A 20,005-nucleotide genomic window follows, 5' to 3' on the forward strand; every position below is an offset into this window, starting at 1 on the left:
TTTCAGGACCTCGCCTTCTGCAATAATTTCATTGCGTAATTTACGTACAAACTGACTCCTGTCAAAAGGACCGAGTCATCAAAATTGAATTTCGAATGATGCAAGTCATAAGTAATCGGGTCTTCTTTTTTAATCCCCAGCCGGAAATAGATGCTGGGTACCCGTTCAGAAAAATAACCGAAATCGTCCGCACCAAGAGAAGGCTCTGCCAATTCGTATACATGGCTAGACCCCAGCAAATCGCGAGCTGTTTCAATGAACAGCTCCGTCATGGCCGAATCGTTATCGATAGGAGGAGCGCCGAGCGTAAATTCCGCTTCCACTTTCGCGTTCCATTGAATTTCTGCAGCTTGGCAAACGCGTTCTATCTCTTTTTGTATTTGTTGCCGGATTCCTGCGTTCATAGAACGGTAAGTTCCCTCCATCACTAAGCTGGAAGCGATGATATTGCTCGCTTCTCCCCCATTGATCTTTCCGACATGAATGACCTTCGGATGAACGGGATCGATTTTTTTAGCGGCTACAAGCTGCAGGGAATGAAGAATTTGTGAAGACACGGTAATGGCGTCGACTGCTTGATGCGGTCTGGCGCTATGGCCGCCTTTTCCCATAACAGTTATTTTGAAGTCATCACAAGAAGCTGTCATGCTTCCTTTTTTGATGCCCACGGTTCCGTGCGGCAAGTATGGCCAGACATGCAAAGCGGTCACCGATTCAATTTTCGGGTTTTCCAGAATCCCTTGGTCGATCAATGCCAGTGCAGCGCCGTCGGCTTCTTCGCCAGGTTGAAAAATACAGCGGACAGTTCCTGTTAGTGTATCTTTGTTGCGATTTAATTCGTAAACAGCGCCCAGTAAAATTGCGGTATGGCCATCATGGCCGCATGCATGCATGACGTTCTCTTTTTTTGAACGGAAATCGACTTCCGCTTCTTCTTGGATTGGCAGCGCATCGATATCCGCCCGCAGGCCGATTGCTGGACCTTCGATGTCACCCGTGATGTCCACATAGACACCCGTCTCTCCGATGGTTTGATAAGGAATTTCCCATTCATTCAATACGGAGCAGATATAGTTGACCGTTTCGTATTCCTGAAAGGATAACTCCGGATATTGATGCAAATGCCTTCTAATTCCAATGACACGGTCAGCCATCTCTGAAGAGATTCTGTAAAGGGTATCAGTCATTTGTCATTTTCTCCACTTCCACTGGTCCTTCAGTCTGTCGGGAACCGGGTTTATTGAAAATCATAAATAAAATAAGTAGTACGGCAAGCCAAATTCCCCCGCGAACCAATGTCATGATGGAACTGACGAATGACCCGTATAAAATCACGGCGATGCCGATAAAGCTCAAAATTGGAAATAGCGGAAACAACGGCTGTCTCCAAGACAATTGCGCCACTTCTTCTTTATGCTTAATACGGAACAAAACACCAGCGATTAATGCAAGGCTCCAGGAGAACAACCACGCAATTACCAATTGGTTTGATAGTTCAACATAAAGGAAGTCAGGGTTTATCTGACCCACAAGGATCAATACAATGGTGATTGCCCAAATGACGATAATAGCGTTGACAGGTGTATACGTCTTCGTATGAATCGATCCTAAAAATTTTGGCAGCATGCCATCACGTGCCTGTTGATAAAAAATACGGGAAGCGGCGTACATAGTACCCATCAAAATACATGTAGCTGCAGCAATCCAAGCGGCGATGTTCATAATGAATGCACCTGCCACTCCAAACACTTGACCGGCAGCCACTGTGAACGGTGAACTGTCCATCGTTACTTCGTTCCATGGAATAATACCTTGCAGCACAAAATGTGCGAATGAATACAACACAATGAATGTCACACTTGCCCAGATTAACGCCCGGGGCATATCACGCTGTGGATTGATGGCTTCCGCTCCAGCTGTTACCAATGTCAATGCACCAAGATATGCGTAAGTTCCAAGCGGGATGGCACCGAAAAATCCTTCAAGACCATAAGGCATCATCGGTGAGAAGTTTGCTAAATCGACATCCTTCAACCCAATCACTGCAAACACCACCATCACTCCAACAAGCGCCACTACCATATACAATTGGAAGCGGGCGGTGAAAACCGTCCCTAGAATATTGACCAGTGCAAAAAGCGTAATGAAGAATATCGCGAAAAACGCTGGCCACCAGCTGCCTGTCAAGCCAGGGAAGAACCACATTGTAATGGTTCCGAGTGCTAAACCGACACTTCCTCCTGCAATGATCCAACCGATCGCAAAGGTGAAACCTGCTAAAAAGCCCCAGGATTTCCCCATCATTCTTTCCACCCATAGCGACATCCCACCGGCATTCGGCATGGCAATCGCCAATTCGATCAAAGCCATAATCAAAAACAATTGGGACAATCCAGCAACCAGATAGGAGATGATTGAGCTCGGGCCGGCTGTAGCAATTCCTTGCCCCATTAAAAGGAAAATACCATCTCCGACCACCGCACCTACTCCCAATGCCCAGATATGCCAAAACTTTAACGTTCTTTTTGGCTCTAAATCAAGACTTAAATGATGACTCATATCGCTTCCCCATTTCGTTTAAATTTTTGTCTGATAGATTTCTTCAAAATTGCGATATAAAATCATTTCCCCTATATAACGTGCTTTTTCCGCATTCATATAATCTTTTTCCACCCAGTCATTCAAGACCCGTTCAAAACAGTCAATGAAAATCTTCACCCCCATCCAATTCATTTCAGGTATAGTAAAAGCATCTGAGCCATACATCACTTTATTGAAAGGCGCTAATTCGAGTACTTGTGAAATGATGCGCTCGACGCCGTGGCCAGCAAATGGATTCTGCAAGGAGATATCCATGTAGACATTCGGCAAGATGCTGACAATGAACGCCGCCTCTTCCATCCATGGATAACCGCCGTGCACTAAATGGACTTTGGTGTCCTGGTACTTTTCTTTCCTCAAGGTATCTAGAAGAAAACTTGGACTTGCTTTGGTCATGACTACATCTCCGTCACCGATGCCGGTATGGATATGCATGAATTTGCCGCTCGCTGTGCATGCCTCCATCGCCAAATGGAAGCAATAATCACGGAATGCTTTCGCGGGCAGCCGGTCATTCCGGGTAAATTCGGCGTAAGCTTGGACCGCTGCATCCTCATCCATTTCCAAGACTTCCAAACCGCTTCGGTAAGCGATGATGGTCTTCAGTCCTACGATTCCTTCCTTAGACAAATCTTCTTCGAGCTGTTTTTTATAACGGGACACGAATTCATCGAAATTCAGTCCCTGTTTGCCCAGTTCAACCATAATCGGTTCGATGCGGCTGATTTCCCAGACGCGGGCTCCGCTCAACTCTTCAAATTCGCTTCGGTCAAGCGGCGGCTGCGGATAGCCAAAATCCATTATCAACCCTTTCAGTTGTACATCTTGGAACAATTCCTTTGTATATTCCCCATAATCTGCCGCTTTTTTATTGCGGGCTTTCACGATCTCTTCCAAGCTTTCCTCACATGAATAATATTGCGCCATGTTTCTCAGCAAAATCTGGATCCACATATTTGAATTGGGCACTGGCCGGTGTTTTTCAGTACTTTCTTCTTTGCTGAACATATTCGGATTGACGGACAACGATAACTTTTTCAAAAAACTGATAGCGTCTTCTTCCCCTTTTCCTGCTACAAAAGGATGTGCGTGGACATCCACGACCTTCACACCGTTTAAATTCACTTTTTGCATCTTCTGACATCCCCTTTAACATTTTTCATACGCAAAAATTCTTTCTTCCACTTAAAACCGATTAAAAAGATAAAAAATCCATCATAAAAATTCTAATCACTGTGTTAATATGTATTATATGTTTTTTAAAAATATTCTTACAATTAACCGAAAAATATTTTTACGGGGGTGATGTATTTTGAAACATAAACAAGAAGTGTCTTTGTTGGGAGAGATAGCGGATTATTTATTTGAGGGTCTTGTGTTAACTGATGAAGAAGGATATATCCGGTCGTTGAACCAGTCATTCAGCAACTTTTTTCCAAAACTTTTACGAAGCGATCTCCTCAACAAACGAATAGGTGACACGATTCTTTCGAAAGATTTGAATCATTTTTACCGACACAAACAAGACATGCGCAACATCCACTTGTCCATTGGTCTTTTTCAGTTATTGGCCAATTTCCATGTATTAAACAATGGATTATTTCTGTTGAATTTCAAGAACATCACTAAAATCCAGCAGTTGGGCGATGAGTTAAAGAGTACCCAACAACATATCCGTTCTTTTCAATACATACTCGATACGTTGGATGAAGGAATTTGTGCTATCGACAATAACCAGAAAATTATCTTCTATAATCGAAAGATGGGCGAATTGGATTCAAGAGAGCCTGCCGGCGTCATTGGGAAACTATATTCTTCCATTTTTGAAGACAGCAGTTACGCGGAAACACCGATACTGCATTCCTTGAGCGCCGAAAGGAAACTGACTCAGAACGAAGCTTTTTTCTCCAACACGGGAAAACGATATATTGTAAAGAGAAGCAGCGAGCCCCTTTATTTGGGAAGCTTGAAGACAGGTGCCCTGTCAACTGTCAAAGACTTTTCCGATACCGCCGCCATGGCGGAAACCATCTTCCAGTTTAAAAACAAGAAGCATACAACCGGCGCTCCAATCAAAAAAGCCGACATTCCACCACCAATCGTGCACGTGAGTAAAACCATGCAAAAAGTGCTGCAGCAAGCTCGGCTTGCAGCTGATTCTACTTCCAACCTGCTGATTTGCGGAGCTCATGGAGTCGGTAAACGGTTGATTTACAAACATATCGTTAATCAGTCCCAGCAACGCTTAGATGATGTACACGAAATTAATTGTGCGGCGGTTTCTGAGCTATTGTTGGAAGAAATATTATTTGGCAGTAACGGATCTGCCGGTTTGTTGGAGCAGCACAGTAAAGGCATTATTCTGCTCGGCAATATCGACCACATGTCCATTTCTTTGCAGAAAAAAGTCTTGGAGGTCATCAAGGAACAGAAACTCCGTGTTACAGCGAAGGGCAAAGAAGTCCCGGTGACTGTGCAATTTATCACCTTATTGTCTGACAAGCCACATCTGGCGCTGCAAAAAGGGGCACTCCTGGAAGACCTTTTTTATGCACTGAGTTCCATCACGCTGAATATACCGGCGCTCCATGAGAGAAAAGAAGATATTGCGCCTTTAATCGAACATTTGCTGAAGAATGAGGACGAATCCCAAAAGATGAAGAATTATACTGTTTCATCTGAAGCCATGAAAATTTTAACGAACTACCACTATCCAGGGAATGTGTTGCAATTGAAATACATTATCGAAGGAGCCCGAGCGTTGGTTAAAGAGGACAATGGCCTTATCACGCCTGATCATTTACCTACTTATCTTGTCCAGCACATCGAGCTCGAAAGTAATTTGCCATTTCTGAGTAGTTGCAACTCCCTAACTGAACAAGTAGAAACGTTTGAGAAAGAATTGATTTTAAGAATGTTGAATAAAACCAATATGCATATTACCCATACTGCTGAAAATCTGAGCATCTCCAGACAAAGCCTAAACTACAAAATTCGCAAATACGCCATTAAAATTACTAGAGAAGTTGATTGAATACGAAGTAAACACAGAGCCGGAGCTATGGACGAGTATCGGCAAGTTTAAATTGAATTTGGTGAAGAAAGTGGATATCCGTAAACTTGATAAGGTGATTGCGGAAGCGATTTTATAAGTACCAGTTAACAGCCCTATTACTACGAATAAGCCATTCAGGTTTGATTTATAAAATCGCAGTCAAAACAATAGATAGACCCCTAATCAGCAATACAATTAGAGGTCTATTTTTATTGATATATAAGTGTTGGAACTCCCATACTTTTACCATATGGTAAGGTATAGTAAGAAGTAAATTCAATACGGAGACAGTACAAGTTGAGGAGTGGAGACAATGAGAAAAGGGTGGATTTCAATCATCGGCGGATTCGTTTTAGGGATAGTCATTTCCTTCTTTACACTTGAATACAACGGTTGGCAAATTATAAGACACGGTAGAGATGGGATGGCTTACCAAAAAATTAACGACCTTGATATTGATCTTCTGCATAATTCTTTCTTAATTATCGTTGTATCTTGTATTGGAATTTATTTCGTTTTAACTTTGCTTGAAAAACGAAGAAATAGAGTCGATTAGAAAAACAAGGTGATACGACCCTATAAGAACCAGTCACCTTTTCTATCAATTTAAAAATCCTAAGATTTTTACAAAAAGAAATCTCCTCCACCTTAGTAGTTTAATATTGTCGTTATAGAATTCCTCGCCCTTCTGTCTCTTCCAGCATTCCTAATTTCATTGTCCCCTCCCGTAAAATTGATATAATGGCAAAAGAGAGTTTGAAATGAGGAGGCTGCCGGAATGAGGAAGATTCACATCGGGGTGATTTCACCATATGAGGCGATGTTACCGCTTATCGATGAATTAAAGAAAGAGCAGTCTGATTTACTGATTGTTGCGGAAGTTGGCGATTTGGAACGAGGCGTAGAGCTGGCACGCAGGATGGAACAGAATGGAGCCGATATTCTGATCAGCCGCGGCGGAACTTCCAAGATGATCAGAGAAGCCGTAGCATTGCCGGTTGTCGATATCCATATCTCCGGTTATGACCTGCTGCGCTCCATCATGTTGGCGACTGGTCATTCGGACGAGAAGAAAGCATTGGTCGGTTTTCCGAATATCACGTTAGGAGCCGCTTCCATTATCAGTCTGCTGGAAATTGACATGAAAGTCGTAACGATTCCTGGTGCATCTGAAGTGGAATCGATTTTACTTGAATTGAAGAACGAGGGATATTCCACAGTCCTGGGGGACGTTGTCACAAGCAACTCCGCAGCACAGCTCGGGATGAACGGCTTGCTGATCCAGTCCGGACAGGAGTCCATATTGGAGTCTTTAGAAGAGGCACGCCAATCGTTCAAATCCCAGCAAAAGAGCCAGCAAGTTCTCCGGGTTCTGCGGGAATTGCTGAATGACTCAAAACAGGATTTGCTTCTGTTAACTGACGATGGACAGATCCTATTTGAGAATTGGACTGCCTTTAAAAAGCTGCCTGTTACGGAAGAAGAGCTGGCAACCATAAAACAGCAGGTACTCGAAACAAACGAACAGACCATTAAGATCATCGAAGACGCGAAAATTCCGTTCCGGATCAACGCAAAAATCATAGAGGACAGGGATGGCAAGATTGTTTCATTCAATTTCAAGCGCCTTTCAAAGGCATCGGCCAAATCAACTGCCGTTAAGATTGAACAACTCAATCAGCTTCCTTCTCTTGTGGCAGCAAGCGCGGAAATGACAGGGATTAAGAATTTGATCGAAAAACCCGCCGTTGCCGGTGACACGCTTGTGTTAATCGGGCAACCTGGGACAGGCAAAACTTCGGTGGCACGCTATCTGCATACCTTCCACCAAAAGAATGGATTGTTTGTCCACGTGAAAATGGATGCTTCCCCTCTGTCTTTGGAAGACATCGAATTTTTACCGAACTCCACTTTGCTGCTGGAGTTCAGTAAATCACCGAACTTAACTCATACCCATAAAATCCAGGACTTGATGGAGCATCTTGGGAAAAATACGGTACAGCTTATTTATTCGCTGCCGGCTTTGCCGAGTTCCTTTGAAGAAGAACTGGAGTTGCAGGAGGCACTTAAAATCCAGCTCCCTTCTTTGGTTAACCGGCAGGAAGATATCGAATACCTGGTGCGCCAATTCCTGACTGAGTTTCACCAGACGCTTGGGACACGTCCGATCAAAGTCCGGGATGATGCGATGCAGGAATTGAAACGTTATAACTGGCCAGGAAATCTTAACGAATTGAAAGCGTATGTTAAGAAGTTGGCGATTTTGGAAAAAGACTACGTGATTGAAAAAGAGACCTTGGATCAAGTGCCGTTTACAGCTGATTTCCAACAAGGAAATCCGTTATCTCTGGACAAAAATGATACATTAAAAGAAATTGAGAAAAAGATTATCGAACAGGTGCTGAGAGAAGAAGATTTCAACCAAACAAAAGCAGCAAACCGATTAGGGATCAATAGAGCTACTCTTTGGCGCAAACTCAAAAACTGAGTTTGCGTTTTTATTTAGCTAAAATCGTTGCATTTTTAAACTACTTTTCATTTTTCAGATAAAAAAACTCTTATAAGTGTTGCATTTTATTCAATAAGTTTTATAGTGGGTAATGAAAGCGTTTACTGATGTCAGATTCTTGCAACTACAAAAAATAGAAAAGAGGGTTCAAAATGAAAATTAAAGCTACATTAGATCGTATTCCTGGAGGTATGATGGTTGTTCCGTTGTTATTGGCAGCTGTCATCAACACGGTGGCACCAGACTTATTGCGGATTGGCGGATTTACAGAAGCACTTTTCGTAGACAGTGCCAGTGCATTGATCGCTTTGTTCCTCCTCTGTACCGGAGCTCAGATTAACGTTCGAAATGTCGGTGTGTCTCTTGCCAAAGGCGCTACCTTACTGACGACCAAATGGATTGTCGGTGCTTTGTTCGGCTTGATTGCTTATATGTTTGCTGGTGACAACGGATTGTGGCTGGGGCTTGCACCGATTGCCATTATCGCTGCGATGACGAACAGCAACGGCGGACTTTTTGTCGCACTTGTTGGACAATACGGCAATAAAGAAGACCGCGCTGCCTATTCATTATTGGCATTGAATGACGGACCCTTTTTAACAATGGTGGCACTGGCAATTTTCGGAGCCATGGGCTTTGTTGATGGTCTCTTCTCTCCTATTTCGTTTATCGCCGTCTTGTTGCCGATCGTCATCGGGATGATTCTTGGGAATTTGGATGAAGATATGCGTTCATTCCTGGATAACGGCAGTTCGATGCTGATTCCATTCTTCGCCTTCGCACTTGGGATGGGGATTGACTTCAATGCCATCATCCAAGGTGGACTTGGCGGAATCATACTTGGCCTCATGACCGTATTCATCACAGGTACTGCTGGATACTTCATCTTTAAAGCATTGAAATGGAACCCGATTGTCGGAGCTGCCGAAGGTTCAACGGCCGGTAATGCCGTCGCTACCCCAGCTGCCATCGCAGCGGCCAGTGCCAGCTTTGCTTCCGTCGTTGATATTGCCACGGTGCAGGTGGCTGCTTCCACTGTGACAACGGCGATTTTGCTGCCATTGTATATCGGCTTCCTGGTGAAGCGTCTTGAACGTAAAGGATTTATATTCGAAAATGGAGAAATGCTGAAAAAACAAGCTTAGAGGAGTGACAGATAGTGGGAACTCGAATTGGCATCATTGCCGATGATTTTACAGGAGCAAATGATTCCGGAGTCAGGCTAGCTCAAAAAGGCTTGAAATCCCGAGTGATTTTAACCGATTCATATAAACAGACCGACCAGGACGACACAGCTATTGATGTTTGGATCGTCGATACCAACAGCCGTTCCATGAATGGCGAAGATGCTTACCGGGCCGTTTTCAAGGAAATTGAAGCCCTGAAAAAAAGAGGCGTCGATGCCTTCTATAAAAAAATCGACTCCACTTTGCGCGGCAGTGTTGCCGCCGAATTGAAAGCGATGCAGGATGCAACGGCTTTAGACGCTATTCTTGTGGCACCTGCCTTTCCAAGCATGGGCCGAACCGTTGAAGGCGGAAAACTTTACATCAACGGACTGCCTGTTACGGAAACGGAATTTTCACGTGATCCCAAGACACCGGTTTTGCACGATTTCCTTCCTGATTTATTGGCAATGGAAGGTGTTAAGATTACGGTTCTGGACCGCACTATTCTATACGGCGAGACGCCCGAAAAATGGGTAGCGGAACAAATCCAGGCCGGCGTCAACTGGATCGTCTGTGATGTCACGGAAGAAGCTGATTTTCCATTGCTTGCCGCTCTTGAAGCAAAATTGGACTTCAGCATCGGCTGGGCTGGATCTGCTGGCATGATCAATCATTTGTACGCGCCGAAGCAAAACACAGACCCGAAAAGATCTTTTGATGGCCCGATCGGGAAAATCCTGATTGTCTCCGGCAGTTTGTCCGGAAAAACACAGGATCAATTAGCCGCTTTGGAGAAGCGCTCTGCAACCCGGATGATTGAAATCGATCCACTGGAGTTATTGACGGCCCCAGCACGTACCTTGAGCAAAGTCGAAGAACTCGAGCAGCCGGCTGACTGGGACAGCGCAGCCCTTTATGTAGGCGGTTCACAGGAAAACCGTGATAAAGTTAGTGAATGGGCCGCTGCCAATGAGTTGACGGCTCATCAGACCAGCAAAGGCATATCGGAAGGATTGGGGCACCTTGTAGAGAAGGCTCTCGCGGTCTCAGACTTCGATGCCATTATCATGACTGGCGGAGATACGGCTAAAGACATTTGCGCTGTGCTCGGCATCCACGACATGGAGCTGTTATTTGAAGTCGAAGCTGGCCTTCCGCTCGGTATCGCCAAATGGAATAAAAAAGACATTGTTGTCATCACGAAAGCTGGCGGATTTGGAACACCCGAATCCATCAGCCATTCAGTAGATTATTTGAAGGGAGCAGGATTACATGCAAACGACTAGACCAATTATCGGAATCACCATGGGTGATGCAGCTGGAGTTGGACCGGAAATCATCTTAAAAAGCTTTGAACATGACGTGGTTCATGAAACCAGCCGCTCGTTTGTTATTGGAGATGCTTCGATTTTAGAACGCGCCAAGAAATTTACAAACAGCACAAAAACGATTCACCGCATTGAAAATCCTTCCCAGGCAAAGTTTGAGAAAGACACCATTGACATCTTGGATTTGGGCTTGTTGACGGATGACTTGCCAATCGGTGAAGTATCGCCGGAAGCCGGAAACGCGGCGTTTCAATATTTAGCGAAAGCCATCGAATTAGCGAACGAAAGCGAAATCGATGCCATCTGTACCGCTCCTTTGAACAAAGAAGCCCTGCAAAAAGGCGGTCATATGTATCCAGGCCATACAGAAATCCTGGCCGAACTGACAGGCACCAAGGACTATTCCATGATGCTGTCAGCGCCGAACCTGAAAGTCATTCATGTAACGACGCATGTAGGGATCATTGATGCCATTAACATGATTACGCCGGAACGTGTTTTGCACGTCATCCAGCTGGCTCACAATACGCTGACAAAAGCAGGCATTCAAAATCCAAAGATTGCTGTTTGCGGAATCAACCCGCATGCCGGCGAAAACGGCTTGTTCGGGTATGGCGAAGAAGAGGAAAAAGTGATACCTGCTATTGAAAAAGCCGTGGCAGAAGGAATCGATGTCCAAGGGCCACTCCCTGCTGATACGCTGTTCTTCAGAACCGTTCGAGGAGACTTTGATATTGTCGTTGCGATGTACCATGACCAGGGCCACGCACCGGTCAAAGTGCTCGGTCTAGAAGCAGGCGTCAACATTACCGTCGGTTTGCCGATCATCCGCACGAGCGTAGACCACGGAACGGCTTTCGACATTGCCGGCACAGGTATTGCGGATGAAAACAGTTTAATCGAAGCCTTGCGGCAAGCGGTGGAACTGGCACCTAAAAGAGAAGTGTCATAAGTTTTCAATTAAAGAGCTGATTCCTACCTACGTAAATTCAAAAAGATTTCTACTAAAAGAGTCAGGACCGATTTATACGGTTCTGACTCTTTTGGTTTGGTTTTTATTACGAGGCTAACAGGTTTATCCTATTCACCGTACCTCAACAATCTGCATTTTTTCATTTGTTAGAGGGCTTAATACAATTCCACCTACTCACATTACACTGCCCTTCCTCGTTTCGACCTGTTGCTGATATGGTTCCATCTGCTTTCAATCCAATTGTATGAGCACAGCCTGCCGCTATAGCTATAATATTGGACCAACCGCTCACTTCGCATTGCCCTTCCGTATTGCGACCGGTTGCGACTACATTACCGTCTTTTTTAAGGGAGACGGTGTGGTTGCTGCCAGCTGCTATCGCGACAATGTCCCTCCAATTTTCTACATCGCATTGGCCATATTTATTTAACCCAGTAGCCACTACAGTTCCGTTGGATTGAAGTCCAACACTGTGAAGATACCCCGCTCCTGCCTCAACGATGTCATGCCAGTCATTCACTTTGCACTGTCCATAACGGTTGTTTCCAGTAGCGACCACTGTACCATCGCTTTGGAGACCAAGCGTATGCCAGTCACCTGCTGAAACTGAGACAATATCGCGCCAATTGCTGACATTGCACTGACCTTCATTATTCCGACCAACTGCAATTGCGTTGCCGTCTGCCTTTAAACCAACCGTTCGACGCCATCCAGCCGTTATTGCCCCAATGCCTTTCCAGTCGTTTACCTCGCATTGATTGTACTTATTCCAGCCAACCGCGACTGCCTTACCGTCTCTTTGCAGTCCGACCGTATGAGAGCTTCCGGTATGAGAACTTCCCGCTGCCACTGCTACGATGTCCCGCCAATCGCTGACATCACATTGGCCATGTTTATTGTCCCCCACAGCTAAAACTTGGCCAGTTGATTGGAGTCCGACGGTATGGCGATATCCAGCTGCAATGGTCTTCTTCGGCCATCGTCTTATCTCTAAAGCCATATTGGCCCTCCTTAAAACAAGCTTACTTAGGAAAGATTTTTCACGGCTGATCTTCAATCAGCTCAATCAGCCGAATCACTTCTTCATCCTCCCCTGGCTCTATCTCGACCACCTCAGTATTTTCAATCATGTCGTTATAAAACTCTTCACCCGCAGGATACTCGCCATCCCAACGCAGCGGCACATTGTACACATTGATCGTCCCATCTCCATTGCTGCTGTAGGTCACGGAACCGTCCACCAAACGCGATCCGGCGAGCTGGATGACAGGTTCCGGATAAGCGGCGCTTGTGTCATCGTCCGGATTCAGCGGCGTGCCTTCCGGGATTTGCTGGACGTACAAGCCGTCTATCTCCTGGTTCGGCCCGAGCTGCCGCCACACTCTGGCGTACTCGATCTGCTCGCTGGAATACTCCGATAAGGCATCTTCGCCTGAACCGGAAGCAGCTTCATCTGTAATCGCTTCATCTGTTGCGTCTTCTTTTCCTCCCTCTTCCAATGGCATTTCCTCCGGTTCGCCCCGCGCTTTTGAAGCATCCATGATCGGTGCATCTTCTTCACCACAGCCAGCCAACAGCAATAAAGCAGCACTCACGTAAATGAGCTTCCCTACCTTCTTCATCTGTCCGCCTCTCCTTTCTTTTATTCCAAATAGATAAGTTAGCACTCTATTCGATAATTATGGTTGGTTTTCCTGCTCCAAACTTATGAATTCCTCGAAATCTATTCGTTAAAAAACCCATATGGACCGCTCCTCCACCGTCAGATTAGTCTCCAACAATTTCAGTACAGTCCACATGGGCTCTTCATCTATTCACTTATCTTACTTACACCTTCGCCAAAATCAAGACGCCTTTTTCTTTCAGGACCAGGTTGCCGCTCACTTGTTCATCCGTCAGCACTTCCTTATACGCGCTGTCCTGCAGCTCGATCGTGACTTCTTCGTTGGTGTGGTTCAACACGAATAGGTAACTCTGGCCGTCTTTCACACGTTCGGTTGTTTCGACGCCGTCCGGTACAGCAAGCAATGGCTCGACGCCTGCTTCTTCGCAGACTGTCTGCAGGAAGTCGACGAGGAATTCCGCGTCCGGACTTGACGCGACATACCACGCTTTCCCTTTTCCGAATTTATTGACGGTCAGTACCGGCATGCCTTTATAGAAGTCGGAGCCGTATTCCGCGACCGCTTCTGCGCCTTCTGTGTGGATCAAATCAAACAGCAGGTTGCATGAATACTTGCCGCTCATTTTCCCGCGGACTTCATTCATGACGATTTGGTTGGTTTCGTCCGGGTGAAGCGCATCGATTTCTTCCGCCCAAATGCCAAGGACGTTGCGCAGTTCACCAGGGTAGCCGCCAAGGGTGACGATATCGGTTTCGTTGACGATGCCGCTGAAGAAGGTCGTCAGGAAGGTTCCGCCGTTTTCGACGAACTTCTCGACTTTCGCGGCGTAGCCTTCTTTGACCATATACAGAACCGGTGCGATGACGACATCGTATTTGGTCAAATCTTCTTCAACGCCGATCATGTCGACTTGGACATTCAATTTATAGAGCGCGTCGTAGTATTTATGGACTTCATTGACATAATCGAGCGACACGGAAGGCCCGCTCGACAGTTCGGTCGCCCAGCGGTTTTCCCAGTCGAAGACGATCGCGACCTTGGCGTTGACCCGTGCATCGAGCAAGGTATCGGATAGTTGATTTAGTTCTTTCCCGAGTTGCGCAACTTCGTTGAAGACGCGCGTGTTCTCGTGCCCAACGTGTTCAATGACCGCTCCGTGGTATTTCTCGCAGGCACCGACAGATCGGCGCAGCTGGAAGTACAGGATCGTATCCGCTCCGCGGCCGATTGCCTGGTAGCTCCATAAACGCATGACGCCTGGACGCTTCAAGGAGTTGTACGGCTGCCAGTTTTGCTGGCTCGGCGTCTGCTCCATCAGCATGAACGGCTGACCGCCTTTCAAGCCGCGCATCAAATCATGCGTCATGGCCGTGTAGCTGTATGGCGTATCGATCGCCGGGTAGTTGTCCCACGACACGACGTCCATTTCTTTCGCCCATTTGAAATAATCCAGCATCGGATAGGTGCCCATTAAGTTGGTGGTGATCGGAACATTGGTCGACACGTGTTTGCGGATGGCGTTGTATTCCAGCTTGTAGCAATCCAACAGGCTGTCGGACTGGAACCGGCGGTAATCGAGTGAGATGCCTTGGAAATCGGAGACATTGTCTTCGCGTTCTTCGCTCAGCATATTCGGTGCGACGATTTCGTCCCACTCGTAGAACGTATGCCCCCAAAATCCGGTATTCCAGGCTTTGTTGAGCTTTTCGATTGTGCCGTATTTGTCGCTCAGCCAGCCGCGGAAAGCATCCTGGCAGTTGTCACAATAGCAGTAGCCGCCGTATTCGTTGGATACGTGCCAAATCAAAACGGCCGGATGGTCTTTGTAGCGCTCCGCTAATTTCTCAGCAATTTTCTCTGAATACTCGCGGTAAGTCGGGCTGTTCGGGCATGAGTTATGCCGGCTGCCGAATTTGCGTTTCCGGCCGTAGAAATCCACACGCAAAACGTCGGGATATTTTTTCGCCATCCATGCCGGATGGGCTGCCGTGCTTGTTGCGAGGCATGTGTAGATGCCGTTTTCGTATAGGCGATTGATTTTATCATCGAGCCAGTCAAAATTGTACGTGTCTTCATTCGGCTGATTCAATGCCCATGAAAAGACATTTAACGTGGCCACATCAATCCCTGCCAGTTTGAACATCCGGACATCTTCGTCCCAGATTTCTTTCGAATCCCATTGTTCAGGGTTATAATCCCCACCGTGCCAAATCTTCGGCAATTTATCGTTAATCATTCCATTCCATCCCTTCTCTTTTAAGCTCGGTCAGCTCAGTTTCGGCTGATCCAATAATTGGATTTGGTCGGTCGTGGAGTTCTCCAGTTCCAGCACGACGATTTCATTGTTTTCCTTTTTCAGCAACGGGCCTGGCAAGTAAAGCCGTTGTTGCGGTCCCGCTGCGTTCCAGTAGCGACCCAGATTAAAGCCGTTGATGAAGACATTGCCTTTCGTAAAACCGTGCGTATCGATATAAGTATCCAGTCCTTCCGCCGCATCGAAGAAACCACGGAAGAATTTCGGGAATCGCTCTTCCCCGCTCAGTTCGTAGGATTCGGGCAAGCGGTCCATCTCGATTTTGAACATTTCCCAGTGGAAGAAATACTGTTCGCCGAGCCACAGGTTTTTGATCAAGCCTTTCGCGTCGGTCAAATGTTCCCCGTAATTGGCCCGTCCCATGTTCTCCACCAGAATCTCCAGCGTATTTACGGTGTCCGGGAAATCCACTGTTACCATTTTTTCAGTATCATTGATATACGTCGTGGTGATGTAACGGCCGTTGACGTAAATAAACCCACGATCCCGGATATTGCGTGAATCGAACTTCATTTCGCCTTGGCGATTGACGGTTGTGCGATAAAGGGTGTAGCCGTATGCCTGGTCAATGTCTTCCATCGCCAGCGGCACAATGTGCTCGACTTTTCCGCTGATATCATCCAGGACATCGAACAAACTGACCACCTCTGAAAGTTCGACGTTTCCGTAAGTTTTCGACGATGGGCTCTCTTCAAAATCCGCAGGCACTTCTCTAAACTCGCTCAAGACTTTCTTGACCGCCTTGTATTTCCCGGTGATTGCGCCGCCTTCCGTCAGCAAGCTGTCGTAATCATAGCTGGTGATCGTCGGGTAGTAGATGTCGTAATGGTTGGCGCCGTTCATGAAGCCGAAGTTCGTGCCGCCGTGGAACATGTAGAAATTCACGGAAATGTTCTTGTCCATGATCTCCTTAAAGACCGCAGCCACATCGTCCCCGCTCCGCACCGTATGTTCTCCGGTCCAATAATCAAACCAGCCAATCCAGAACTCCGCCACCATTTTCGGTGAGCCCGGCTTGAAGGCTTCCAACGCAGCAAACGACTCGTCCACACGCGAACCGAAGTTCAGCGTCGTCGTAACGTCCGGCAACGAGCCTTGCTTGATGAAGTCCGGTCCGTCTGAAGTGAACAGGAAAGTATCGAGTTCGTGCATTTTGTATTGTTCTCGATAGAAGTCAAGGTAAGCCAAGTCGTTGCCGTACGCACCGTATTCATTTTCGATCTGCATGGCGATGACCGGACCGCCGTTTTGATACAGGTGCTTTTTGAACTTCGGCAGCAACTCCGCAAAATAATCTTCCACGTGCTTCAGGAAAGACCGGTGGCTGCTTCGCATGACCAGGCTTTTGTGTTTCAACAGCCAGGACGGCAAGCCGCCCATTTCCCATTCCGCACATATATACGGCGATGGACGCAGGATCACATAGAGTCCCACAGCATGCGCCAGCTCGATAAAGCGTTCGATATCCGCCATTCCGGAAAAGTGGAACTGGCCTTTTTTCGGCTCATGGAAATTCCATGGGATGTAGGTTTCGACCGTATTCAGCCCCAAAGCCTTCAACTTCAGCAAGCGGTCTTCCCAATGCTCCGGCACTGTACGGAAGTAATGCATCCCACCCGACAAAATCTGGAAAGGCTCGCCCTCAAAATAAAACGAATCGTTTTTAACAGTCAGCACGTCGACGCCTCCTATGTAAGTTGAGATGATGGATTTTCGCTACTGATATTCCGTAAACAGTTCCGCTTTCCTGCGGGCTTGCGCCGAACTAACTCGTGCTTGCGCCCGAGTGGATTTCGGCACTTCGCTATCCCGCTGGAGTCTCCACTGTTTACTCCATATCTTTAGGTAGAATCAACAGAAACAAAGTTGCTACTTATTTTTTACAGTTATCCAGCGCCGGCGCGTCCACGGGCTAAGCGAAGCAAGAAGACAGGTGGTTTTCCTGGCTTCTTGCGGAAGCTATGCCCAAAGCGTCCGGCGCGGCATTAGAACTCAACACCACTACACTCGCTTTAATTTATAAACAACAGAAGAAAAGTCAGCCGGATGTTCAGTTGTGCGATAACGGTTCAGCTGCAGGCCTGCCTCCATCAGTTCGTCGCCGTAGAAGGTGGCGTCGATTTCATCGATTCCGTATTCGAATTCCGGATTCAAGCCTTTGAAGAATATCCGGGTAAACCCTGGATTTGGCTTCGCCAGCACTTGGTAATGACCAAGTATCGCCTCGTTCTGGTCTTCTGAAACCACCATCCAACTGGTTTGATTGCCATCTTCCGCGAACGGGCTTTCGATTCGGTAAAATTGCCCTTGCTGAATCAGTGAGCGGTTTTCTTTGTAAAAAGCGATTTGCTCCTTCACGTCTTCTTTTTCTTCATTCGTCATCATCGTCACATCGAGTTCGTAGCCAAAAGCGCCAAAGTACGCGACGTTTGCCCGTGTTTCGAGGCTCGTGATCCGTCCCACTTGGTGGTTTGGTACGGCGGATACGTGCGCGCCCATCGAGCTGATGGGATACACCAGCGAAGTGCCGTATTGGATCTTCAGGCGTTCAACCGCATCGGTGTCATCGCTCGTCCACCCTTGCGGCGCATAATGCAGCAAGCCCGGATCGAACCGGCTGCCGCCTCCCGCACAGGACTCGAACAAGACATGCGGAAATTCCGTCGTCAGCCGTTCATATAAGGAATAAACACCCAGGATGTAACGGTGCGCCACTTCCCGCTGGCGGTTTGCCGGCAATTCCAAAGAGCCGATTTCCGTCATGTAGCGGTTCATGTCCCATTTCACATAGGAAATCGGTGCATCCCGCAACACGTCTGCCATTAAGCCGTGAATAAAATCCACAACCTCCTGTCTCGAGAAATCGAGAACAAACTGGTTTCGGCCGTGCGACATCTTGCGGTTTGGAACGTGGATCACCCAATCGGGATGGGTTTTGTACAGCTCACTTGCTTTTGAAACCATCTCCGGTTCAAACCATAAACCGAACTCCATCCCCAAACCGGTAATATCTTTTGCCAATTGGGTGATGCCGTTCGGAAGTTTGCGCTTGTCTTCAAACCAATCGCCTAAGGATGTGGTGTCATCATCGCGTTTGCCGAACCAGCCATCGTCCAGAACAAAAAGCTCTACACCGAGCTCTTTGGATGATTTGGCGAGCTCAAAAATTTTCGTCTCATCAAAATCGAAATACGTCGCTTCCCAGTTGTTGATCAGCACCGGACGTTCCTGATCGCGCCATTTTCCACGCGCCAAGCGGGTCCGATACAATTTGTGGAAAGTCTGGCTCATGTCATTCAGGCCATCCGCTGAATACACCATGACCACTTCCGGCGTTTGGAACGCCTCGCCGCTTTCCAATAGCCAATTAAAATCAAACGGGTTGATGCCGATCATCATGCGCGTTACGTCAAAATGATCCACTTCCACCTGCGCCAGGAAATTGCCGCTGTAGACCAAACTTACGCCGTACACTTCGCCTTGGTGTTCTGTCGTCGCTGGACGTTTCAGCGCAAGAAACGGATTGTGCTGGGCACTGCTCGTTCCTCTTGTACTGGCGATACTTTGGATGCCAGGAACCAGTTTGCGGTTTTTAACATGCCGCTCCCTTGCCCACGATCCCGACAGCTGCACCATCTCAAAATCCGAATCCGGCAAATCGATGCTGACGCTCATCACCCGCGTCAAATTCACATCCGCCTGCCCGTGATTGATAAACTGGACAGATCGGGCAATCGCATTCAATTCTTCAAAAATCGTATATGAAAGCCGGACTTCCACATCAATTTCTCGATCGTATAAAAAAATCTCCAAAGTGGTTGCCTCATTTTCATCCTCCACATAAGTGGCCGGCAACCCTTTCAGCTTCTTTTTCCCTTTAAAGATCTGGTGGTCCTGGTACACAAAATTGGTGATGCGGCTGCCGCCTTGCTGCAGCACCTGATACGCCGGCTCCCGGAAATCCGACGTACCATACGCCGGGTATTCCTGTTTGATCACATCCAGCGAAAAAACCAGATCGCCTTCATTGACGCAAGCGGTATTCGGAGTGGCCTCGACATGGAACAAGCGCTGGAACGACTCCCGGTAGCGCAGCTTCTTGCCATAATAAAGCTGGCCCAGTTGCCTGTTTTCCAAAACGCTGAAGATATAACTCGTTTTCTCAGTTTGCAGATGAAACTCACGTGTGGACTCGTTATATAAAATGGGCACAATTTACCTCCTACTTAAAATCAAATAGAGTGAACTTCTAAATCGCTTCGGCCGCTTTGGGCACAGCTCCCGCAAGAAGCCAGGAAGAGCACCTGTCTTCTTGCTTCGCTCAGCCCTGGGACGCGCCGGCGCTAAGTATCTCATTAACTGAAAGCAACTATATTTTTCCAGTAATTCAAATCTAGATATGCAGCAAACCAGCGGCAGCTGGTACCGCGA

General features: G+C 47.0%; 15 protein-coding genes. 7 read left to right on the plus strand and 8 right to left on the minus strand.

From position 1 onward, the window contains the following. Positions 1 to 2: 2 nt before the first annotated feature. From ACRC6Q_RS12690 to ACRC6Q_RS12700, 3 genes are read right to left on the minus strand one after another with little or no spacing between them, the layout of a single operon-like run. Positions 3 to 1,187, minus strand: coding sequence for a M20 metallopeptidase family protein (locus ACRC6Q_RS12690; protein ID WP_431466709.1), 1,185 nt, complete (start codon positions 1,185 to 1,187; stop codon positions 3 to 5). After that, positions 1,180 to 2,559 (minus strand): APC family permease, encoded by a 1,380-nt coding sequence (locus tag ACRC6Q_RS12695; protein ID WP_223635264.1) that lies wholly within the window; start codon positions 2,557 to 2,559, stop codon positions 1,180 to 1,182. The genes ACRC6Q_RS12690 and ACRC6Q_RS12695 overlap by 8 nt, the downstream gene beginning before the upstream one ends. A gap of 18 nt (positions 2,560 to 2,577) precedes the next feature. Further along, the gene (locus ACRC6Q_RS12700) at positions 2,578 to 3,735 is read right to left on the minus strand and encodes an amidohydrolase family protein (RefSeq protein ID WP_431466710.1); all 1,158 of its coding nucleotides are present in this window, start codon (positions 3,733 to 3,735) and stop codon (positions 2,578 to 2,580) included. A gap of 178 nt (positions 3,736 to 3,913) precedes the next feature. On the opposite strand from ACRC6Q_RS12700, the gene ACRC6Q_RS12705 reads away from it, so the two are divergent. From ACRC6Q_RS12705 to pdxA, 7 genes are all read left to right on the plus strand, one after another. Continuing rightward, entirely contained in the window at positions 3,914 to 5,635 is a 1,722-nt protein-coding gene (locus tag ACRC6Q_RS12705) for a sigma 54-interacting transcriptional regulator (RefSeq protein ID WP_431466711.1), read from the plus strand. Next, positions 5,628 to 5,753, plus strand: coding sequence for a hypothetical protein (locus tag ACRC6Q_RS12710; RefSeq protein ID WP_317851906.1), 126 nt, complete (start codon positions 5,628 to 5,630; stop codon positions 5,751 to 5,753). Before ACRC6Q_RS12705 ends, ACRC6Q_RS12710 begins: the two co-directional genes overlap by 8 nt. 216 nt (positions 5,754 to 5,969) lie before the next feature. Continuing rightward, complete coding sequence (locus ACRC6Q_RS12715; RefSeq protein ID WP_223635255.1) at positions 5,970 to 6,212, plus strand: hypothetical protein; 243 nt, start codon at positions 5,970 to 5,972, stop codon at positions 6,210 to 6,212. 222 nt (positions 6,213 to 6,434) lie between these two features. After that, positions 6,435 to 8,144: a PrpR N-terminal domain-containing protein gene (locus ACRC6Q_RS12720; RefSeq protein WP_431466712.1), complete on the plus strand. Its 1,710-nt coding sequence runs from the start codon at positions 6,435 to 6,437 to the stop codon at positions 8,142 to 8,144. A gap of 173 nt (positions 8,145 to 8,317) precedes the next feature. Next, complete coding sequence (locus tag ACRC6Q_RS12725; protein WP_223635249.1) at positions 8,318 to 9,310, plus strand: 2-keto-3-deoxygluconate permease; 993 nt, start codon at positions 8,318 to 8,320, stop codon at positions 9,308 to 9,310. A gap of 14 nt (positions 9,311 to 9,324) precedes the next feature. Continuing rightward, complete coding sequence (locus ACRC6Q_RS12730; protein ID WP_431466713.1) at positions 9,325 to 10,620, plus strand: four-carbon acid sugar kinase family protein; 1,296 nt, start codon at positions 9,325 to 9,327, stop codon at positions 10,618 to 10,620. Continuing rightward, positions 10,607 to 11,614, plus strand: a complete 1,008-nt coding sequence (pdxA, locus tag ACRC6Q_RS12735; RefSeq protein ID WP_431466714.1) for a 4-hydroxythreonine-4-phosphate dehydrogenase PdxA — start codon at positions 10,607 to 10,609, stop codon at positions 11,612 to 11,614. Before ACRC6Q_RS12730 ends, pdxA begins: the two co-directional genes overlap by 14 nt. 160 nt (positions 11,615 to 11,774) lie before the next feature. Here the strand turns inward: pdxA and ACRC6Q_RS12740 are convergent, their stop codons facing one another. From ACRC6Q_RS12740 to ACRC6Q_RS12760, 5 genes are all read right to left on the minus strand, one after another. Continuing rightward, positions 11,775 to 12,635, minus strand: coding sequence for an RCC1 domain-containing protein (locus ACRC6Q_RS12740; RefSeq protein ID WP_431466715.1), 861 nt, complete (start codon positions 12,633 to 12,635; stop codon positions 11,775 to 11,777). A gap of 40 nt (positions 12,636 to 12,675) precedes the next feature. Next, a complete protein-coding gene (locus ACRC6Q_RS12745; RefSeq protein WP_431466716.1) occupies positions 12,676 to 13,257 on the minus strand; it encodes a hypothetical protein in 582 nt (193 codons plus the stop codon). A 205-nt stretch (positions 13,258 to 13,462) separates the two neighbouring features. After that, positions 13,463 to 15,496, minus strand: coding sequence for a beta-galactosidase (locus tag ACRC6Q_RS12750; protein WP_431466717.1), 2,034 nt, complete (start codon positions 15,494 to 15,496; stop codon positions 13,463 to 13,465). 30 nt (positions 15,497 to 15,526) lie between these two features. After that, positions 15,527 to 17,251: a glycoside hydrolase family 35 protein gene (locus tag ACRC6Q_RS12755; protein WP_431466718.1), complete on the minus strand. Its 1,725-nt coding sequence runs from the start codon at positions 17,249 to 17,251 to the stop codon at positions 15,527 to 15,529. A gap of 324 nt (positions 17,252 to 17,575) precedes the next feature. Beyond that, on the minus strand, positions 17,576 to 19,786 hold the full coding sequence (locus ACRC6Q_RS12760) for an alpha-galactosidase (RefSeq protein WP_431466719.1): 2,211 nt from the start codon (positions 19,784 to 19,786) through the stop codon (positions 17,576 to 17,578). Positions 19,787 to 20,005: the final 219 nt, after the last annotated feature.

The sequence above is a fragment of the Planococcus sp. SE5232 genome, from assembly GCF_050686535.1.
Classification (GTDB): domain Bacteria; phylum Bacillota; class Bacilli; order Bacillales_A; family Planococcaceae; genus Planococcus.